20 protein-coding genes are annotated in these 18,005 nt (G+C 44.9%); 10 read left to right on the top strand and 10 right to left on the bottom strand.

The genetic code is table 11. From position 1 onward, the window contains the following. Positions 1-19: 19 nt before the first annotated feature. Together ardB and dddY are read left to right on the top strand one after the other, a co-directional pair. Complete coding sequence (ardB, locus tag IEY18_RS09995; RefSeq protein WP_188920346.1) at positions 20-373, top strand: acrylate reductase cytochrome subunit ArdB; 354 nt, start codon at positions 20-22, stop codon at positions 371-373. A gap of 142 nt (positions 374-515) precedes the next feature. Then, complete coding sequence (dddY, locus tag IEY18_RS10000; RefSeq protein WP_188920348.1) at positions 516-1,760, top strand: dimethylsulfoniopropionate lyase DddY; 1,245 nt, start codon at positions 516-518, stop codon at positions 1,758-1,760. A gap of 259 nt (positions 1,761-2,019) precedes the next feature. Here the strand turns inward: dddY and IEY18_RS10005 are convergent, their stop codons facing one another. After that, entirely contained in the window at positions 2,020-2,895 is an 876-nt protein-coding gene (locus IEY18_RS10005; protein WP_188920577.1) for a LysR family transcriptional regulator, read from the bottom strand. A gap of 111 nt (positions 2,896-3,006) precedes the next feature. Here IEY18_RS10005 and IEY18_RS10010 point away from each other — a divergent pair, with 111 nt between their 5' ends. After that, positions 3,007-3,645, top strand: coding sequence for a TetR/AcrR family transcriptional regulator (locus IEY18_RS10010; protein WP_188920350.1), 639 nt, complete (start codon positions 3,007-3,009; stop codon positions 3,643-3,645). A 165-nt stretch (positions 3,646-3,810) separates the two neighbouring features. Next, positions 3,811-4,944, top strand: a complete 1,134-nt coding sequence (locus IEY18_RS10015; protein WP_188920352.1) for a hypothetical protein — start codon at positions 3,811-3,813, stop codon at positions 4,942-4,944. A gap of 9 nt (positions 4,945-4,953) precedes the next feature. On the opposite strand, the gene IEY18_RS10020 is transcribed toward IEY18_RS10015, so the two are convergent. Both IEY18_RS10020 and IEY18_RS10025 read right to left on the bottom strand, forming a co-directional pair. Continuing rightward, entirely contained in the window at positions 4,954-6,324 is a 1,371-nt protein-coding gene (locus IEY18_RS10020; protein ID WP_188920353.1) for an ATP-binding protein, read from the bottom strand. Further along, positions 6,324-7,052: a response regulator gene (locus IEY18_RS10025; RefSeq protein ID WP_188920355.1), complete on the bottom strand. Its 729-nt coding sequence runs from the start codon at positions 7,050-7,052 to the stop codon at positions 6,324-6,326. The genes IEY18_RS10020 and IEY18_RS10025 overlap by 1 nt, the downstream gene beginning before the upstream one ends. 227 nt (positions 7,053-7,279) lie before the next feature. On the opposite strand from IEY18_RS10025, the gene IEY18_RS10030 reads away from it, so the two are divergent. Both IEY18_RS10030 and fieF read left to right on the top strand, forming a co-directional pair. Continuing rightward, complete coding sequence (locus tag IEY18_RS10030; RefSeq protein WP_188920356.1) at positions 7,280-7,759, top strand: Spy/CpxP family protein refolding chaperone; 480 nt, start codon at positions 7,280-7,282, stop codon at positions 7,757-7,759. A gap of 80 nt (positions 7,760-7,839) precedes the next feature. Continuing rightward, a complete protein-coding gene (gene fieF / locus IEY18_RS10035) occupies positions 7,840-8,709 on the top strand; it encodes a cation efflux pump FieF (RefSeq protein WP_188920359.1) in 870 nt (289 codons plus the stop codon). Positions 8,710-8,862: 153 nt separating this feature from the next. On the opposite strand, the gene glnG is transcribed toward fieF, so the two are convergent. The 3 genes from glnG to IEY18_RS10050 all read right to left on the bottom strand — a co-directional run bounded on the left by glnG (position 8,863) and on the right by IEY18_RS10050 (position 12,037). Beyond that, positions 8,863-10,278, bottom strand: coding sequence for a nitrogen regulation protein NR(I) (glnG, locus tag IEY18_RS10040; protein WP_188920361.1), 1,416 nt, complete (start codon positions 10,276-10,278; stop codon positions 8,863-8,865). Between the two features lie 12 nt (positions 10,279-10,290). Beyond that, a complete protein-coding gene (gene glnL, locus IEY18_RS10045) occupies positions 10,291-11,349 on the bottom strand; it encodes a nitrogen regulation protein NR(II) (RefSeq protein WP_188920579.1) in 1,059 nt (352 codons plus the stop codon). A 145-nt stretch (positions 11,350-11,494) separates the two neighbouring features. Then, a complete protein-coding gene (locus tag IEY18_RS10050; protein WP_188920363.1) occupies positions 11,495-12,037 on the bottom strand; it encodes a DUF4124 domain-containing protein in 543 nt (180 codons plus the stop codon). Between the two features lie 202 nt (positions 12,038-12,239). On the opposite strand from IEY18_RS10050, the gene IEY18_RS10055 reads away from it, so the two are divergent. The 3 genes from IEY18_RS10055 to IEY18_RS10065 all read left to right on the top strand — a co-directional run bounded on the left by IEY18_RS10055 (position 12,240) and on the right by IEY18_RS10065 (position 14,003). Then, positions 12,240-12,824 (top strand): uracil-DNA glycosylase family protein, encoded by a 585-nt coding sequence (locus tag IEY18_RS10055; RefSeq protein WP_188920365.1) that lies wholly within the window; start codon positions 12,240-12,242, stop codon positions 12,822-12,824. 307 nt (positions 12,825-13,131) lie between these two features. Continuing rightward, complete coding sequence (locus IEY18_RS10060) at positions 13,132-13,323, top strand: biotin/lipoyl-containing protein (protein WP_188920367.1); 192 nt, start codon at positions 13,132-13,134, stop codon at positions 13,321-13,323. A gap of 209 nt (positions 13,324-13,532) precedes the next feature. Next, entirely contained in the window at positions 13,533-14,003 is a 471-nt protein-coding gene (locus IEY18_RS10065) for a hypothetical protein (RefSeq protein ID WP_188920369.1), read from the top strand. 467 nt (positions 14,004-14,470) lie between these two features. Here the strand turns inward: IEY18_RS10065 and IEY18_RS10070 are convergent, their stop codons facing one another. After that, the gene (locus IEY18_RS10070) at positions 14,471-15,628 is read right to left on the bottom strand and encodes an iron-containing alcohol dehydrogenase (RefSeq protein WP_188920371.1); all 1,158 of its coding nucleotides are present in this window, start codon (positions 15,626-15,628) and stop codon (positions 14,471-14,473) included. Between the two features lie 62 nt (positions 15,629-15,690). Continuing rightward, on the bottom strand, positions 15,691-16,344 hold the full coding sequence (locus tag IEY18_RS10075; RefSeq protein ID WP_188920373.1) for a TetR/AcrR family transcriptional regulator: 654 nt from the start codon (positions 16,342-16,344) through the stop codon (positions 15,691-15,693). Between the two features lie 378 nt (positions 16,345-16,722). On the opposite strand from IEY18_RS10075, the gene IEY18_RS10080 reads away from it, so the two are divergent. Continuing rightward, a complete protein-coding gene (locus IEY18_RS10080) occupies positions 16,723-17,388 on the top strand; it encodes a response regulator (protein WP_188920375.1) in 666 nt (221 codons plus the stop codon). Positions 17,389-17,474: 86 nt separating this feature from the next. On the opposite strand, the gene IEY18_RS17470 is transcribed toward IEY18_RS10080, so the two are convergent. Continuing rightward, entirely contained in the window at positions 17,475-17,603 is a 129-nt protein-coding gene (locus tag IEY18_RS17470; protein ID WP_268244250.1) for a hypothetical protein, read from the bottom strand. A gap of 51 nt (positions 17,604-17,654) precedes the next feature. Next, on the bottom strand, positions 17,655-17,990 hold the full coding sequence (locus IEY18_RS10085; protein ID WP_188920377.1) for a TehB family protein: 336 nt from the start codon (positions 17,988-17,990) through the stop codon (positions 17,655-17,657). Positions 17,991-18,005: the final 15 nt, after the last annotated feature.

Here is an 18,005-nt window from a genome sequence, read left to right on the forward strand (position 1 = left end):
TTAATTTGAGGAATCAATAATGAAAAAATTGAATATTGTACTCGCACTGGTCTTTGGTGCCTTGGTGAGTTTGTCGGCGCAAGCCGTTGATCAACGCGATTATCATAAAGATGTGATTGGTAAAGACTGTAAAGCTTGCCATGACCAAGGTCTTAAGCAGTTCCCTTCAGACGAAGCGTGTTTGCAGTGTCATGATGTTGATGATTTAGCAAAGCAAACGGCTCGTAGCGAAGAAGACAAGTGGCAGAACCCACATAACAACCTTCACTACGGAAAAGAACTGCCTTGTCAAGAATGTCACGCAGAGCACAAAGCTAAGAAGCCGATGTGTAACAACTGCCATACCTTCAAATTTGACAAGCACCAAGAGTAATCTCTACTCCATTGTGATGGCTAGCTGCGATATCTCCTAATGCACTCGCAACTAGGCATTTTATTTGAACCTTCTCCCCTGAACCCTTTCGCTAGGGGGGAAGGTTTTTTTTAGCAAAAAATTTAAGTCTATGAGGTAGAAAATGAAAAAAGTTACCTTAGTCGCGGCGTTGCTGGTTACATCAACGGTCAATAGCGCAGAAATTCCCGATTTCCTAGATGCTAACGATATAGAAAATGCAGAATTTAAATGCTTAACCGAGCCTGCGACGTATTCAGAACAAGATCAAAAATATGTGGATATGCTTTGGGATGAAACACTGCAATATCTTCAAGGTTATGCGATAGCTTTAACCAATGATGCAGAGAGTGGTTGCATCAACTCGGATAAAACCGTGTATGAAACTGCTGGCGGCGTAAAAAAAATGTGCATTATGGATCGCCGTGACATGAAGTTAATGGTGAAGAACATATATCAAGTGGTCAATAACCCTGAGCAGGCAAAACAATGTTTCAGTGCCCGTGAAGATGTTGATTGGATTTATAGCCCTGGAGGGAAGTTAGAAAAGAAATCTCCGGTGGCAAAATGGCTGTCTCGCGAAACTTTTAAATCATTTTTTAAGAATAAAGTCACCGATAAGAAGGTCAAAAAGTACGGTAAAAAATTCACCAAAAACTTCTACGATATGATCACTGGCCCCGATATGAAAATGCCAGCGAGCTTTCCGTATGATATCAGCGCCAACGCTTTACCAAACCTATGGGCTGCGGTGGGATGGTTTCCAATGTATGCCCAAGATAGTGAACGCAACAAGCGTAACTTTTACAATATTCGCGGTGGTTATGCTTATGCTGAAGTCTTTGGTCATTGGGGGCTGTTAAGAATTGATGAAATTAATGGTGAAAAGGTTGGCGCCGAAGTTGGGATGGTTGCTCAATCGGTTGATACCTTCTATCCGTATCATAATCATGCGATTTCGGAAATTTACTATACGATGCGTGACCCAGCATGTGTGAATCAATTCAAAAACTTTGCCATTCGTGAAGATAACGAATTAGTGAAAACAGTTCGTGAAGATGCGCATCAACGTGTGGTTGAGTTTTATACAGGAGAAGCGGGCGAATACAATATGTGGAGCTCAACCTCTCCAAGTGAAGATCCCTTGATTTACTTTCACCAAAATACAATACATGCCTTCGATATTGATGGCCAGTGTGAGGCAAAGCCTCATAAAAAGGCGATGGTTACCGTATGGGCGCGTAGCAACGCCCATGATAAGCGAAATGACTACGGTACAACGCTGTTGTGTGAGTCTCAAAATCAGCCAAATACACCAGCCAAGCTGGGTGAAGTGATTGAGTGTGATTTAACCAAGACTAAGTGGTAGCAGGCTTCTATCAAGTGCATTGTTCTGAACGCATCGCTACGCCAGTTAGTTAAAAGTGCAAGTTGGTTGGTAGCGATTGTTGCGAGCTGTCGTTATCAATTAAATGAGATGGTAGCCTTTCCATGGATAAGGCTACCATTTTTCTATTTGTCATCTGGTTTTCTGGCTTGGTCTGGAGTCTCGTGTAAGCGCTGGCCGTGAGCTTTGATACGGTATAATGGTTGCTCTCATCCCCGTTTTTACCTCAAGACTTTGATTGTTAAAAGTCTTCAACTTGAGCCGGTGAGAGCTTTTCAACATTGGCTTTGATCAAAGCAATGAGTTGGTTAATGGCTTCAGAATGTGCTTCTGGATTGACATAAACCGCTTCGTTGAACGTGGGTAGAATAGGGAGGCCATGCTCAATCGGATCCAAGATTTGCATTTTGTCGTTAATCCGAAACTCGGCAATTGGAGCAACCGCAAGGTCGTTTTCAACCGCGAGACATAGTGCTTGCGGTGAGGGAGTCGACAGTAGCACATTGATTGGACGCATCGACATTTGGTGATTGGCAAAGACTTGTGCGCGAATTGGGCAATTTTCTGGGTATAGCGCCATAGGAACCGTGGGGCGTTGATGGGCATTACCTTGACTTGCAGCAACCCAATGGAATTTTCTCTCAAACAGCAGCTCACCATTGACTGGTTGTTGCCAGTGGGTGGCAACCACGGCGTCAAACTCACCCTGATGTAACCGTTTATAAAGGTTACCGCTGACATCAGTATCAATGCTGAGCTCAATATTTGTGAATTCACGGATGAACTCCATCAAACTGCTTTGTAGGTAGCGATTAATGTAGTCTGTGGGTACGCCGAGGCGTATGGTTTGTTTATTCTGGCTCTCTTTTAAATCGCCCATGGCCTGGGCATTCAATTGCACCATTTTATAGGCATAGTTGAGCAGGGTTTCCCCCGCTTCAGTCATCTGAACGCCTTTGTTATCTCGCAGTAATAGTGACTGCCCTACAGTTTCTTCTAGCTTCTTGATTTGTAAGCTTAAAGCTGACTGGGTGCGGCAGATGCGCTCAGCGGCTTTTGATACATTGCCACACTCTACAACAGCAATAAAACTTTCCAATAATTCGAGTTTCAGCATATGGCTATTGAGTTTATTTATGATGCCATCAGTATTACTCATTAGAGGTATAGATTGAAGCTTGTTAATCTCCCAGTGTGAGCCGATGACTAAATTAATCTGGGGTCCAAAATGAGCAGTTGGCAGCAAAGAGAGCAGTTTTTGATAGGTGTTGCACAGCGATGTTTGCAAGGAAGCAAGGTTTTTGACTTGAGACGCTCTCACTTGGTCGCGGCGAGCCAAATTTCCAAGGGCACCATATACAATCACTTTGCGACGGAAGCCGATCTGATTGTAGCGATTGCGAGTGACAATTATCAGCATTGGTTGGCACTGGCTGAGCGCGATAGCCTCACCTATACCGATCCGCTTAAACTGTTTTTATTTCATCACTGTGGCCGAATACGTGAGTCACTTGAGCATCATCGTTTTGTTATCGAGCGCGTGATGCCTAATGAGGATATTCTCAGCCAAGCATCAGAAGCACATCGACAAGCATTTGAGCTTCATCATGGTCGCTATGAACGCTGGAACCGAGAAGCGATTGCCAAGGTTGGTGAAGTCTTTGGATTTGATCGCACAGAACTGGTTTGTAACTATCTGCGCGGAAATATGATTAATTGTGATGATGCCGATAAGTCATTTGATGATTTACAGATGTACCATCAGTTTTGTTTTGCATTGCTGCAATTAATGGGGCATTCAGATAAACGGATCCCTTACCATCAAGAGTTTGTCGATTGGCTGGGGGCGCAGCGGTGTGCTGCTTAATCTGAGACGTCAGAATCGACTTTGAAGTGGAGAAGCCACTTCTGCTCATTCACAATCAGGTCGTTCATTGGTGGAACGATGGACTGACTAATGTCTAGTATTTTGATCGAAAAGGCTCTGTTAGCATCTTCTTGATATTGATGTTAAATCAAGCAGGAATGATCGATGTTATCAAAAGCAATTCGATGGGCTTCACTGGCTCTTTTGTTATTTCCCCTTGGCACATATGTGCTGCTTATTCTTATTAATGCGAAAGATGAACCTCCTTCGGTGCTCGTGCAATCGTTTGGTGATGCGATCAATCAAAATGAGCAATTGCTGTCGAGCAACTTAGAAAACAATGGTTATATTTTTGCGCTAGGGTTTCATGCGCCCCAAGGTACATCTCCACAACAAGTCGGATTGAAGCGCTTAAACGATCTACAGGTTCATGGGGTATTGGCAAAGTTTGAGTCAACGCAAACAAGCTTTGCTGTGCCGCCGTTGCCCCTCGATGCTTGCTTTATGCCGCAAGAGGCACCACAAGCTTGCTTAGCAGAACTTGCAAAAATGGATAATCTTGCGCAAGTGCTTGAGGAGCAGGCATGGCTAATTGAGCGCTATCAGCAAATGCTGGCGTTGCAACAGTGGCAGGACACCAGTGCAAGTGGCGCTTTTGGTCATGATGTTGTGGCTTCACGAGTGCTCGCTGGGCAGAAGTTATATTTATTAAACTTGTACGCTAGGGTGGATATTTTATCCGCACAACAGCTCGCCGATGCACTTGAAATGGATATGAAGTTTTGGCAACAAGCAGCGAGCAATTCCCATAAATTGATCACTAAGTTGATTAGCCATAGTGCGATGGTTCATCACTTTCGTTTAGGCCGTTTAACGATTGCGTCACTGGGTACCGATAAACAATATGCTGCGACACCAAACAGCTGGCAGCAAGGTATCCCGTCATCGGTTACCTCCCTTAAAAATGCCAAAGTGGGTGAGTGGCGCTATTTTAAAGAGACGCTCGCCGTGAAAAAGGGCATGGATGAAGATGCGGGTCTCAATGTGAAGATTTTGAGTGCTATTTTAGCACCCCTGATGCAAACACAAGATACTTTAAATCGTCGTGCGGCGATGCTTGAGGATTACCAAAGCCAGTCGTATTGCGAGCTTGAGTCGAGTTTAGCCATGATCCAAGCGTTTGCTTATAACCCTGTCGGTAAATACATTCTTTGTACTGGAACGACGCCCATTGAGCAGTATCAAGCGCCGATGGCTCAACTGGAGCACAATCGCACCCAAGCACTCACGCGTTTTTAGGTCGTGTAGTTAGCAAGGGATGTTGATCGTGATTTTTAACCCACTAGGAGAGCAATTGCTTGCCTGGATGTTGCCTTGATGTGCCGCAATCGCAGCATGGGTGATCGCAAGGCCCAACCCCCAGCCACCGGTTTGGCGTTCTCGTGCCTGTTGGGGACGATAAAACGGTTTGAAAATGGACTCCAATTCCTGTAATGCGACCCCTTCGCCATCATCGGCGATAATCAACTGAATTTGTTCCCCCTGCTTTTCAACCTGTATTGTGATTTGGTGATTGGCATAATAAATGGCGTTACGCAGCAGGTTCTCGACAGCTCTTGCGAGCAATCGGGGATAATGTGGCGCAGCGAGTGCGTCATCGATGTCTATTCGTAATTCTTTATTTTGCTGTGCAGCTTCAAATTCCGCATCATCTAGTACTTGGCTTAAGGTTTCGGCTAAGGAGCAATCTGTTTTTTTATCTTGGCTATTATAGGATTGCTGTTGCACGCGAGAGAGCTCAAGCAACTCGCCGATAAGCAAGTTCAATTGCTCGGCTTCGTATTCAATGCGCTGGGTTTCCGGGCTCTCTTGGCCTTTTTTGCGCAAAATTGCCAGAGCTAATTGCAAGCGTGTAAGCGGTGTTCTTAGCTCGTGTGAAATATCACCCATTAAGCGCTTTTGACCTTGTACTGTCGCTTCAATGGCCTCTGCCATATGATTAAAGCTATGGCCAAGTTGCCCAAGTTCGTCGTTGCGGTTGAGAGTTTGCTGGTCGATGCGGCTATCAAGTTGCCCATTTGCTAATGCATCAGCACTGCGCCTGAGGGAATTAAGTGGTCGACCCAAGTGCCAAGCCAATAATCCACACAGTAATCCTGACAGACCTATCGCAAGCGCGAGGGTCATCACTTTGTGTTCTAAAAAGAAGAGGAACCAGGGACGAGGGTGATGCTCAGGTAAGCGCCCCACTAATAGCATGGGTTGCGTCGTGTTTTTAAGTGTAAGGGGGCCAAAATACAATTCACTTTTAAACTGTTGACTGATCATTTCGTCAGATTCATCGGCGATAAACAAAAATCGCTGCAAGTTTTTGGGGGTGTTGTGGGTGTTAATTGCACGGCCATGGGCATTGACGACGTAAAATTTAATGGTACGGCCGCGGTGTTTTCGCTGGCGTAACCAGCGGTTTAAATTCGGGGACTCTAACAGCTCAGGGTGTTGGACGAAACGTTCTGCTGCGTTTGAAAGAATGCGCTCCAGTTTGGCGGGGATGGGACGCGTGTCATGCTGTTTTTGTAGGAATGGCAATAGGCCGATGGTCGCAATAATGAGCGAGCTACATAGCCAGAAACCTAGGAGTAACTTAATAAAGATGCGATTCGGTAATTGAGGCGTCATTATGGAATCCAAATATAGCCTTTGCCGCGAATGGTTTTGACCCGAGCTCGACCATCATCCCGTGGGGGAAGTTTTTTTCTTAGGTTCGATAAGTGCATATCTAGGCTGCGGTCAAAAGGCATCAGCTTTTTGCCCAGAACTTGCTCATTCAAAGCTTCTTTTTCAAGTACCGCGCCGGTATGCTCTATGAGTTGATGAAGTAGGGCAAATTCAGTGCTGGTTAATATTAAAATCTGCTCATTGCAGTAGGCTTCTTGCCGGCTAATATCGAGGGTTATATCGCCTTGCTTGAGTAGGCTGGGCGCTTCATTGGCAGAGGTATCGGAAGTTGAGAGTGGTGAATTGGCGTCCAGTGCTTGTGCGGTAATCGCCGAGCGACGAATAATTGCGCGGATGCGCGCAATGAGCTCACGATCATTAAAAGGTTTGGCAAGGTAGTCATCTGCGCCAATTTCCAGCCCGACGACGCGATCAATATCATCCCCTTTTGCTGTGAGCATGAGTACTGGTGTTTGTTTGTGGAGTCGTAGCTCTTTCAGTAGTTCAAAGCCATTGCGTTTGGGGAGCATGACATCTAGCAAAATAAGATCAAAATCATAGGCGCGCGCCATTGCCAAGCCTTGCTCGCCATCGTAAGCAAAACTAAGTTCAAAGCCTTCCATTTCGAGCAACTGCCCAAGCAGATCGGCTAAGCCTTTATCGTCGTCGACCAATAAAATCTGGCTCATTTGAAGTGTACTTCCTCAGGTTTATAGGCTCATGCTAGGCAAAATGGGGATTCAATGTTGACTATAACAAATGCAATGTCAATCCATGTACGCCCAATGTAAGTGTATGTAAAGAGAGGTTGATTGAAGCATCTTTACCCATCTTTACTTGAGCCATCAGCACACTTACATTGCGGCGAGTACACTGGCATTGTCAATAGTTAATCGATAGGTGCGAGGAGCATAGAATGAAAACGAACAACACATTGAAATTAGGTGCACTAGCGCTTGCTTTACTCTCTATTTCTGCGGTCACCGTCGCAGGTGGTCGTGGCGATTGTCATCACGGTAAGCAGATGGACCGTCGCGGTAAAGCGCCGATGATGAAGATGCTGTCTCGGCTTGATTTAAGTGAAGCGCAACGAACAGAAATTAAGGGTTTAGTGAAGAGCCATCATGAGCAAATGAAGCAATCACGACCTGATGAAGCAACCCGAACCGCGCAGCGCAGCGCCATGCTTGAAGCGATCACCGCCGAGACGTTTAATGAGCAACAAGTACAGCAATTATTGGACAGCAAGCAACAACAGCGTCAGCAAATGAAGCTTGAGAAGCTCAAGTTACAAAATGCCGTCTATAAAGTGCTGACGCCAGAGCAACAGCAGGAGTTTAAAGAGAAGTTCATGACGCAAAAGGCTGGTAAGCGAGGTCATGGTCGCTTCCATTAGTCGGAGTTTTTTTTGACTTGCCATTCAAACGCAATAATTTGGGTTAAAATAGGGGCACGATATCTTTTGATTAAGCCCCTATGACCGACTCTTCCCAATATGACTTTTGGGTCAAACTTGCTAGCCGCGCTTCTGTAGCCACAGCATTAACATTAATTGTGATTAAGGTATTTGCTTGGGGCTATTCAGGCTCTGCAAGTATGCTCGCCTCATTAACGGATTCGGTCGCGGATTCGCTGGCCTCTGTGGTGAATTTTATTGCAATTCGTTATGCCATTGCACCGGCCGATCATGACCATCGTTATGGGCACGGTAAAGCCGAACCCTTAGCGTCTTTAGCGCAAGCTGCGTTTATTCTTGGCACCGCATTTCTATTACTGTTTCATGGGGGAGATCGGCTGATCAACCCGCAACCCGTTGCGCATGCGACGGTCGGCATTGTCGTTTCCGTCATCGCGATTGTGTTGACATTTGCTTTAGTGCAGTTACAGAAAAAAGCGCTGGCAGCAACCCAAAGTAGCGTGGTGGAAGCCGATGCGCTTCACTATAAAACTGATTTACTTCTGAATGCTGCTGTCTTGCTTGCACTGGTATTGGCGGGTTATGGCTGGTGGTGGGCTGATGGCCTTTTTGCAGTATTGATCGCTTTGTTTATTGGCCAGCAAGCATTCGATTTAGCGTATCGTTCAGTTCAGTCTTTGCTGGATAGAGAGCTAGACAATGATACGCGCTTGCAGATATTACAACTTGCTGAAAATTGCGAGCAGGTGCGTGGTATACATGATTTGCGTACACGCCAAGCGGGTAAAACGATGTTTGTGCAGCTGCATTTGGAGTTAGATGGTGATTTACCATTACGAGAAGCCCATGCGATTGCCGATGAAACCAGTGCTCGTATCCGTGCGGAGTTTGAACATATGGAAGTGATTATTCATCAAGATCCAGTTTAACGTGCTGATGATTTGCCATTGAGGTAGGCCTGCAATTACTGCTTGATAAAAACGCCAACCGAATAAGGTTGGCGTTTGTTGTTGGTCGCAGATAAGACCATCTATGGCTTGATTTGAAGCGAATAATACAAGTTCGTTGTAACCTTTTATGGATTATTCCATCGCAAGCTCTTTGAGCTTTCGAGTCAGCGTATTGCGTCCCCAGCCTAAGCGCTTCGCCGCATCTTGCTTATGGCCTTGGGTATGTTCAAGGGCTGTTTCCAGTAGGATTTTTTCAAAGGCGGGTTGTATCTCCGTCAACAAATCACTCTCACCCTCGGTTAAACGCTGATCGACAAATTGTTTGAGTGCGCTTTGCCAATCTTCTGTGCCGCTCGCTTGCGTGCGCGATTGGTGTTGCTCGGCCAGTAGTTCTGGTGGTAGATCCTGCGGTAAAATCTCCTGTCCAGATGCCATAACAGTGAGCCAGCGGCAGGTGTTTTCTAGCTGACGGACGTTGCCCGGCCATGGCAATTGAGAAAGCTTTTTTGCCGTTTCTGGTGTGAGCACTTTGGCTTCAACGCCGATTTCAGTCGCTGCGGAGTTGAGAAAATGACGGGTAAGCTGCTCAATATCTTCTCGGCGCTGGGACAGCGGCGGGAGATGCACCCGAATCACATTGAGTCGATGGAACAAATCCTCACGGAAGTTACCTTTTTCAACTTGTTGCTCCAAATCTTGGTGGGTTGCCGCAATAATACGTACGTCCACTTGCACAGGGGAGTGCCCGCCGACTCGGTAAAACTGACCATCGGCAAGAACTCGGAGTAAGCGGGTCTGCACATCTAGTGGCATATCACCAATTTCATCCAAGAATAACGTGCCACCATTTGCCTGTTCAAAACGACCTTGGCGAACATTCGCCGCACCGGTAAAAGCGCCTTTCTCATGACCAAATAGCTCTGATTCAATAAGATCTTTGGGTATGGCCGCCATGTTGAGCGCGATAAATGATTTATCTTTGCGAGGGCTGTGCTTATGTAGAGCGCCTGCAACCAGCTCTTTACCTGTTCCTGACTGGCCGTTAATTAACACGCTAATTGAAGAACGAGAAAGACGACCAATGGCACGAAACACTTCTTGCATTGCTGGTGCTTCGCCAATAATTTCTGGGGTTTTTACTTCTGATTGCTCTTCAGCAATTTTTGGTGCTTGCTCATTGGCATGATTTAGTGCGCGTTCAATGAGTGCGATGGCTTCATCAATATCAAAGGGCTTCGGTAGGTACTCAAAGGCCCCTGATTGGTAAGCACTCACTGCGCTATCAAGGTCTGAGTGGGCGGTGATAATGATTACTGGGATGTGAGGATAATGTAGTTGAATTCGCTCTAGCAGTGTGAGGCCATCAGTGCCAGGCATACGAATATCTGAGATGATAATTTGGGGTTGTGATACTTCTAGCGCCTGCCATAACGATTCTGCAGAGGCAAAGCTGGCACTGCTGTAATTTGCGCCTTTAAGGGCGCGCTCAAGTACCCAGCGGATAGAGCTGTCATCATCTAGGATCCAAACTTGTTCACTTGTGCTCATGGGGCATTCCTTTTATTGGGTACTAGATGTGCTGCTTTTAATGGGAAGCGATAGAATGAATTCGGTATGTCCAGGATTGGAAATACAGTCAATCCGCCCGCCATGAAGCCGCGCAATGTTATGAGTGATTGATAAGCCGAGCCCTGATCCATCAGAGCGACCTGTCACCATGGGGTAAAATAAAGTGTCCATCAACTCTGGTGGGATCCCCGGGCCGTTATCGATTATGGAAAGTTCCAATACCAGCTTATAACGTTCTGAACCGAGTGTGACTTGGTGACGAGTACGGGTACGAATACGGATATGGCCACCTTTTTCCTCGAGCGCTTGTGTGGCATTTTGAATGATGTTGAGTATGGCCTGCTGCATTTGGTCGGCATCCATTTCAAAATCAGGAATGGATGGATCATAATCGCGCTCGATGGTCACGTTTTGCGGCTGCGATATTTGCGTTAATTGCAATACTTTTTGGATCACCTGATGGATGTTGTTTGAACTGTGATGACTCGGTTTTTGCGGCCCAAGTAAACGATCAACCAAGCCACGTAGTCGATCTGCTTGTTCAATAATCATCGAAGTGAATTCTTGTTGATCAGGATCGTTTAATTCCCGCGATAGCAGCTGTGCGGCGCCACGGAGACCGCCAAGCGGGTTTTTGATTTCATGGGCTAGGTTTCGAACAAGGTATTGCGCCGCTTGTTGCTGTGCATCTTGGGTCAATTGCTGATGAATTCTTAGTTGCTGATCTACGAGACGTAGTTCTAACAGGCTATCAGGGCTATTGCCTGCCAAAGGTGTCAATGTGATATCTGCAGTATGTTGTTGGCCATCGAGAGTCACTAATGGCACCGTGTTTATGGTGAGGCTTTGACCATCAACGACCGCGCCCTGAAGCACAGATGCACCTATGCCCAACATTTGAAAATAATCGGGTAGTGCATGTTCTGTAATTTTATGGCGGCTGACACCAAGGAGTTGCTCGGCAGCAGTGTTTGCATACTTGGGTTTTAGTTTGCAGTCGATGACCATCACTATGGTCACCAAATGGTTGAGTAAGTTCTCTGTATCCATCATGCGTCCCAAAATAAGGCATGCACCAGATCGGTGCACCATAATAGTGCACCAGTTTGGTGCACCACGCAAGTATCCCTTAAAAGAGGGCTGAGGATGAAAGAGTGTTAGCTAACCTATTGATAAAAAGCTTTTAAATAAATTTTTAGCTTTTTGCTTTCGGTGCCTTTTGAACGTTTCCAACCCGCGCTCTGTGAAGAAATACGGTTCTTGGAGAACTAGATGCAAGTACTTTGCCGCTTTGTGTGATCATCTTCACTTCAAATTGATGAGTGCCTCGATCAATATTTTTAAGGTTGAAGACTGCATTGTGTTGGGCTTCTCCCACCAATTTCCCATCCATATACAATGTATATAAAGCTGATTTGGGTGGTTTTGGCTGCGTTGTTGCCACAATATCGACGTTGCCATCATTGTCGCGAATCGTCGCTTCTTGCTCTGGAGAGATGATGGATAGCTTATAATCGACGGCGACCTCGGCCTCTTGCGCTGTGACGTCTTTTTCGTAATCAATTGCTTTTGGCACCGTTACTTTATTATGTGTATTTTCCTTTAATGTGACGATTTCGGCATTTGAAGTTGGTTTATCCGAATAGTGAACTTTACCGTTCTCATCAACCCATCTGTATACTGTTGCTTGAGCTATGATGGGCACCACAGCTAAACAAGCTAATAAAAACAATCGCATACATGCTCCTTGGTTTTGCAATCTGTTGCATCTCAAGACTAGCTTTTTTTGAGCAAAAGATCATCGGATTTGTTTTAACTTTAGCTATTATTGCCATATTTTCATTGATTTATGAAGAAGGTAACATGAGGTTGGGCTGGGCTTTGGCGATAACGGTTGTCATATTCTAACTTGGAGTTGGAGGAGAAGATGGAGGAAAATAATGAACGAGTTTGAAAGACTATTGACCCAAGTTCGTCACTGTACGGAGTGTCAAGGTGCGCTGTCTCATGATGTTCGTCCCGTCTTGCAAGTCCATCCAAATGCAAAAATTCTGATTGCAGGCCAAGCGCCCGGGCGCAAGGTGCATCAATCAGGTATTCCTTTTGATGATGCCAGCGGTGATCGCTTAAGAGCGTGGATGGGGATTTCTAAGCAGGCGTTTTATGATCCGCAGCAAGTGGCCATTCTACCGATGGGGTTTTGTTATCCAGGTACGGGCAAGTCAGGCGATCTACCGCCGCGATCTGAGTGCGCGGCGAAGTGGCGTGACGACTTACTCGCACGATTAACCAATATTGAACTCACACTGGTGATTGGTCAGTATGCGATGGCTTATCATTTACCGCCACAGTATCGACAGGTGACGGCAGCGGTTGCGGCATGGCAGTCGTTGCCAAAGGGGGTGATTGCATTGCCCCACCCGAGCCCGAGAAATAATATATGGCTTAAACGCAACCCTTGGTTTGAAACTGAGTTGCTGCCCGAGCTTCGACAGCATGTGGTATTGGCTCTGGGAAAACCATAAAGCCTTCGTCTACAACGACGGTAATTCATACTTTCACCTGAAAGACCTATAAATGGAGGTGATTAACAGTTCGTAGCCAAGTTGAAGCGTAAGATTGTTCCGGCGGAACCTGAACTTTGCTTGTTTTAAGTTTGAAACGGCTGCCTACTTGCTATCAGTTAATTCGTTTCAAAATTGTCGAGTAAGTGCGGCGCTAAAATATATGGATACTGAAATAGCAATTCCTAAGCTGCCAGAGAGCAATTTGGATGCAAAAATCGCGCATCTCTATGTTAATGAGGGCCAAGAAGTCGAATCTAAATAGAAATTGTTTGATGTTGAAACGAATAAAGTCGTCATTGAAGTCATTGCTCCCAATCGAGGTATTGTTGAAAACATTCAAATAGAAGAGGATGATTTTGTCGTTTCAGAGCAGGTGGTTATGAATTTGTGCGAGAAAGATGCTTCATATGCCGCAGCAGTCCCTAAAGATGTGAAATACATAGAGACTATTATTTAGAGGAAAGTTAAAGATTACTCTGATCGACTTGCAATTGAACAGGTGATTGGAAACTCACTTTTTTAATAAACGTGGGTTAATCTGTGGCTTAATGGGATTCGTGGTTGGGCTATTGGCTGGTGTAATTGCAATGGCTGTTATGTGGGGCTGAGAGCGTGCTTTAGCAATTTCGGACGGTGTCATAGGCGTTTCAATATTCAGAGGTTAATGTGGTTTTTTATACAGTTTTTGAGCTCATCCCATATACTTTTATTGATTATGCGTTAATGCCAATCCTGCTAATGTATTTGTTTTTAGTTTTACTGGGCATCATATTTAAGAAAAAACTAGTGGGCATGGCAAAAAAGGTAAGGGAGTCATTTCTCTTTTCTTATACGTTAGTCGGCATGGCCGTATTATTTCTTGTTCTTGAATGTTCGTATTATTCAGACCACCATGAATTATTGGCTGATTATAAAAATGGCCGCTTTCAAGTTATTGAAGGTAGGGTCACAGACTTTCAAACTGATACGCACAAAGAAAGCTTTTTTGTTGCAGGGGCCTTCTTTGAATATGAGCAATTTTTAATAGCCCCATTTTTTCATACAGTATCAGCAGAGGGGGGGCCGATAAAGGAGGGGTTGAAGGTAAGACTCTCTCATGTTGAAGGAAAAATAGTAAAACTTGAAATAGCTCAGTAAGCTTTTGGGTGGTTTCTGTATGGAAGAAATATCCCAAATTACGCTTTTGAAAAGTGCTTGTTAAAGTAGGTGTTTTCTTATTCAGCCTTTGTTTTACAATGGAAGCATCGGTTTGGCGCTACTATAGCTCCGCCGATGCTAGCACTTACCCCATATTTATTATGACATTTGGGGCACTTTATGCCTTGGACGAGTAGGAGAAAGATTATCCCCCTAACAACAAGTATTATTGGGGAAAGTGTAAGTAAGTACACTGGTGATAAAAGTATTCCACAGGAAAACAACACTACCATAAATATTAAATTAAGAAGCCAAATTTTATATCTCGGCTTTTTCTCTAAATCCTTTTTTCTAATTTTCATAATTATTTTTGCTAGCTACTTTTTGAAGAACAATATAAAGGAAATTAAAAAGCGAACCTATATTTGGCTCGCTTTTTGAGAGTATCGACATGTTTTGCTTAGCGTTTACAGCGCGCCTTCAAGGATTTGCTGTGCCGTATTTAAATCAATATCTTGATGTTCCCCAAGAGCTACCATGCCATGTGCTTCCAATTGTGCGACTAAGGCTGGGATATGACTGGCATCTAAATCATAGTCGCCAAAGCGCGTTCCAACGCCAAGGCTTTCAAAAAATGCGCGTGTTTTTTCAATCGCTTCTTCAATGCGTTGTTCTTCACTTCCGTTAGTGATATGCCAAACACGTTCAGCAAATTGCAGCAGCTTGGCGTGTTTTTTGTCCTTTTTCACTTGTAAGAGCGATGGCAGAACGATGGCAAGAGTTCTCGCATGGTCGATATCGTGCAATGCCGTAAGTTCGTGACCAATCATATGTGTTGCCCAGTCATGGGGAACGCCAGAGCCAATTAAACCATTGAGCGCCTGTGTCGCAACCCACATAAAGTTAGAGCGAACTTCGTAGTTTTCAGTGTCAGAAATAATTTGAGGGCCAAGTTCGATCAAGGTTTGTAATAGACCTTCTGCGTAGCGATCTTGTACAGCAGCGTGGACTGGGTAAGTAAGGTACTGCTCAGTGATGTGGACAAAGGCATCAACAATACCGTTGGCAACTTGGCGTTCGGGTAATGAGTAAGTTTTTGTCGGATCGAGTACAGAAAATTGCGGGTATACCGTTGGGTGCATAAAGGGCAGTTTGGCGTGAATCGACTTCCGGGTAATCACACTACCACTATTCATTTCGGAGCCGGTTGCTGGCAAGGTCAGTACGGTTCCGAAGGGAACTGCGGCATGAACATGTTTTGCTCCGGTCAGTAAAATGTCCCATGGCTCACCATCGTATAGCGCAGCGGCAGCGACGAACTTAGTCCCATCAATCACCGAACCACCACCTACGGCGAGTAGGAAATCAATTTTTTCTTGTTTAACGACTTCGACGGCTTGCATCAGAGTTTCGTAGGTCGGGTTTGGTTCAATCCCGTTGAATTCGAGGAATGTGCGTTGACCAAGTGCTTGTTTGACTTCATCGAGTGTGCCAGTGCGCTTAGCGCTCCCGCCACCAAGTAAAATCAGAACTTTGGCTGACTGGGGAATAAGCTTGTCTAAACTTGCAACTTTTCCTTCGCCAAAGCTAATACGAGTTGGGTTGTAATATTCAAAATTTAGCATTGAATTTTCCTTTATTACAGCGAGTTACACGGTATGTGTTCGCCGCCCGTTTATGGGCAATTTTAAGAGTCTTTATATGTTGCTGCGGTTCGAGACTGTAGTCTGTTGTTTTCTAGAATCGAACGCGTGATATCGATGTTCTTCTGCATTTGCGTCGGATTTCTGTGTAGCTTGTGCAGTAAGCTTGCGCCAAGCCACATTTGATAAAGGCTTTGGGCTGCTTGTTGTGCGTTCAGCTGGCATATCGAACCATCTTCAATACCTTGGGTAATTAAGTCGGCAATATATGCAATAGTTTTCTGGGTACCTTGTTCGAGCGCAACTCGCATTGATTCGGACAGGTCTGCAACTTCGGCAGCGAGCTTAACCACTAAACAGCGCTGTGCTTGTGCTGTATCTGGTAGGCAATCTACTGATTCGCCAGGATCACATGCTTCTAGCCAAAGTTGCCAGTAGCGCATTGTGCGTTCTAAACCTGTGAATTCACTTTGCTGGATTAACCCTTCAATTTGTTGATGGTATTGTGTAAAAAAATCTTGAATTAATGCTTCACCAAATTGTTCTTTGGATTTGAAATAGTGATAAAAAGAGCCTTTGGGTACATTCGCGGTCGCCAAAATCAAAGATAGCCCGACACTAGAAAAGCCTTTGTTGGCGATGAGCTGATAACCGGCTTTGATGATCTGCTGCTGTGTTGTGTTATTTTCTGTTCTCATTGGTACACAATACGATCAATTAGACCGGTCGTCTAGCGATTGAGTCAGATGAGACTGTATCTTTTTGTTTACGTCCGTTGATCTGTAGGGGACGACAGTGGTAAACGCTTGATGTTTCATGACATTGAGTGGATGTTAAAAGCAATATGAGTTACACGATGGGCATACCTTGGAACGAATACGATTGGATTCAGGCTATGGGCTTAGGTCTAATGGCTTGGTTTGCGCTAATCACGCGATAATAGTGTGTGATTCCTTTTTCTGTGCAATTCATTTTGATTCTTGCTGTTGATTGCGCATGGTTTAGAATTCGCTTAAGTTAGATGCTATTCCCTATTTGTAGGCGCACTTTTTACGGCTTTTAACAAGGATGCACAAATGCAGCAACCACAAAAAATTATAATTGCTGATGATCACCCGCTTTTTCGACAGGCCCTTATGACTGTTTTAGCAACCAAGTTTGCAGGCGTCGAATTGTTTCAAGCGAATAGCGTGGCCGAGTTAGACCAACTACTTGATACTTTAGATAACGTTGATTTACTACTGCTCGATTTAAACATTCCGAAGGCACATGGTTTTAACACCCTCATCAATATTCGTAATTGCTATCCACAAATGGGTGTTATCGTTGTCTCAGGGCAAGAAGATCCAGAAACCATTTGCCGCAGCATCAATTATGGTGCCGCAGGTTTTGTGCCGAAATCGACACCGGTTGAAGAAATGATGACAGCCATTGCAACCGTATTAAATGGCGAGCAATGGCTGCCAGAAGGTGTCGATGGTGTGAACCCAGTTGCTGAAAATAGTATGGAAAGTAAGATAATTAGCCTGTCGCCGCGTCAGCATCGTATTTTGATGATGTTTGCAGATGGCATGCTCAATAAGCAGATTGCGCATGAACTCGGGTTATCTGAAGCAACAATTAAAGCGCATGCAAGTGCTATTTTCTTAAAGCTTGGGGTACATACTCGGACGCAAGCCGTGATTGCGATGAACCAGTTACAATTAGAAAACACGTCTCTGAGCGCATTAGCTGATCAATAAAATTACTGTCAGTGAAGCGTCACGATTGAATGAAAAGCCCCAAATATTTGGGGCTTTTTTACTCGCAAGGACAACACCATTGTTTATTAGGCTACCCAGCCCATCTCCAGTGCAATTTGTTTAAACATTGCAGGAAGAAGCGGGGTGACGGTAAGCAACCAAAATATTCCCAAAGAGGCGAGTAAAAAGCGTAAATTCAACAGGATAGGCTTCATATTTACTCCTTATTTCTCGTTGTTCGCGCTGCTTAGGGGAAGACCCATTAATTAAGAGCGTGCATGGAACATTTTCCCGTGCTGTTCTGTTTCAGACCAAAAGTTTATATGAAACTGAGCATCTTCACTGAGCGATACTTTATGCCAATACTGTGGTGGGCTGGTTGCAAATTGACCTGCTTGAATGACGATTTCAACTTCAGGAGTCTTCGCATGTTCGCTGGCAAACCCGTAGTAAGTGACACTTCCTTGCATCACACATAACTGACCAAAAACACCTTCAGCGGTATTGTGATGGCTTAATAAAGCGGCCGGAACATTTTCCTGATTAAAAAATGGTGTAGAACGTTGAATTTTCCAATGGTTTGGAATGATTTGATGACTCATCGGTGTTACCTCTCT

Source organism: Shewanella gelidii (assembly GCF_014647855.1).
GTDB lineage: Bacteria > Pseudomonadota > Gammaproteobacteria > Enterobacterales > Shewanellaceae > Shewanella > Shewanella gelidii.

Excerpts from the sequence above, each read along its gene's own strand:
- ardB (WP_188920346.1), top strand. The coding sequence starts at position 20 with ATGAAAAAATTGAATATTGTACTCGCACTGGTCTTTGGTGCCTTGGTG.
- dddY (WP_188920348.1), top strand. The coding sequence starts at position 516 with ATGAAAAAAGTTACCTTAGTCGCGGCGTTGCTGGTTACATCAACGGTC.
- IEY18_RS10005 (WP_188920577.1), bottom strand. The coding sequence starts at position 2,895 with ATGCTGAAACTCGAATTATTGGAAAGTTTTATTGCTGTTGTAGAGTGT.
- IEY18_RS10010 (WP_188920350.1), top strand. The coding sequence starts at position 3,007 with ATGAGCAGTTGGCAGCAAAGAGAGCAGTTTTTGATAGGTGTTGCACAG.
- IEY18_RS10015 (WP_188920352.1), top strand. The coding sequence starts at position 3,811 with ATGTTATCAAAAGCAATTCGATGGGCTTCACTGGCTCTTTTGTTATTT.
- IEY18_RS10020 (WP_188920353.1), bottom strand. The coding sequence starts at position 6,324 with ATGACGCCTCAATTACCGAATCGCATCTTTATTAAGTTACTCCTAGGT.
- IEY18_RS10025 (WP_188920355.1), bottom strand. The coding sequence starts at position 7,052 with ATGAGCCAGATTTTATTGGTCGACGACGATAAAGGCTTAGCCGATCTG.
- IEY18_RS10030 (WP_188920356.1), top strand. The coding sequence starts at position 7,280 with ATGAAAACGAACAACACATTGAAATTAGGTGCACTAGCGCTTGCTTTA.
- fieF (WP_188920359.1), top strand. The coding sequence starts at position 7,840 with ATGACCGACTCTTCCCAATATGACTTTTGGGTCAAACTTGCTAGCCGC.
- glnG (WP_188920361.1), bottom strand. The coding sequence starts at position 10,278 with ATGAGCACAAGTGAACAAGTTTGGATCCTAGATGATGACAGCTCTATC.
- glnL (WP_188920579.1), bottom strand. The coding sequence starts at position 11,349 with ATGGATACAGAGAACTTACTCAACCATTTGGTGACCATAGTGATGGTC.
- IEY18_RS10050 (WP_188920363.1), bottom strand. The coding sequence starts at position 12,037 with ATGCGATTGTTTTTATTAGCTTGTTTAGCTGTGGTGCCCATCATAGCT.
- IEY18_RS10055 (WP_188920365.1), top strand. The coding sequence starts at position 12,240 with ATGAACGAGTTTGAAAGACTATTGACCCAAGTTCGTCACTGTACGGAG.
- IEY18_RS10070 (WP_188920371.1), bottom strand. The coding sequence starts at position 15,628 with ATGCTAAATTTTGAATATTACAACCCAACTCGTATTAGCTTTGGCGAA.
- IEY18_RS10075 (WP_188920373.1), bottom strand. The coding sequence starts at position 16,344 with ATGAGAACAGAAAATAACACAACACAGCAGCAGATCATCAAAGCCGGT.
- IEY18_RS10080 (WP_188920375.1), top strand. The coding sequence starts at position 16,723 with ATGCAGCAACCACAAAAAATTATAATTGCTGATGATCACCCGCTTTTT.
- IEY18_RS17470 (WP_268244250.1), bottom strand. The coding sequence starts at position 17,603 with ATGAAGCCTATCCTGTTGAATTTACGCTTTTTACTCGCCTCTTTGGGA.
- IEY18_RS10085 (WP_188920377.1), bottom strand. The coding sequence starts at position 17,990 with ATGAGTCATCAAATCATTCCAAACCATTGGAAAATTCAACGTTCTACA.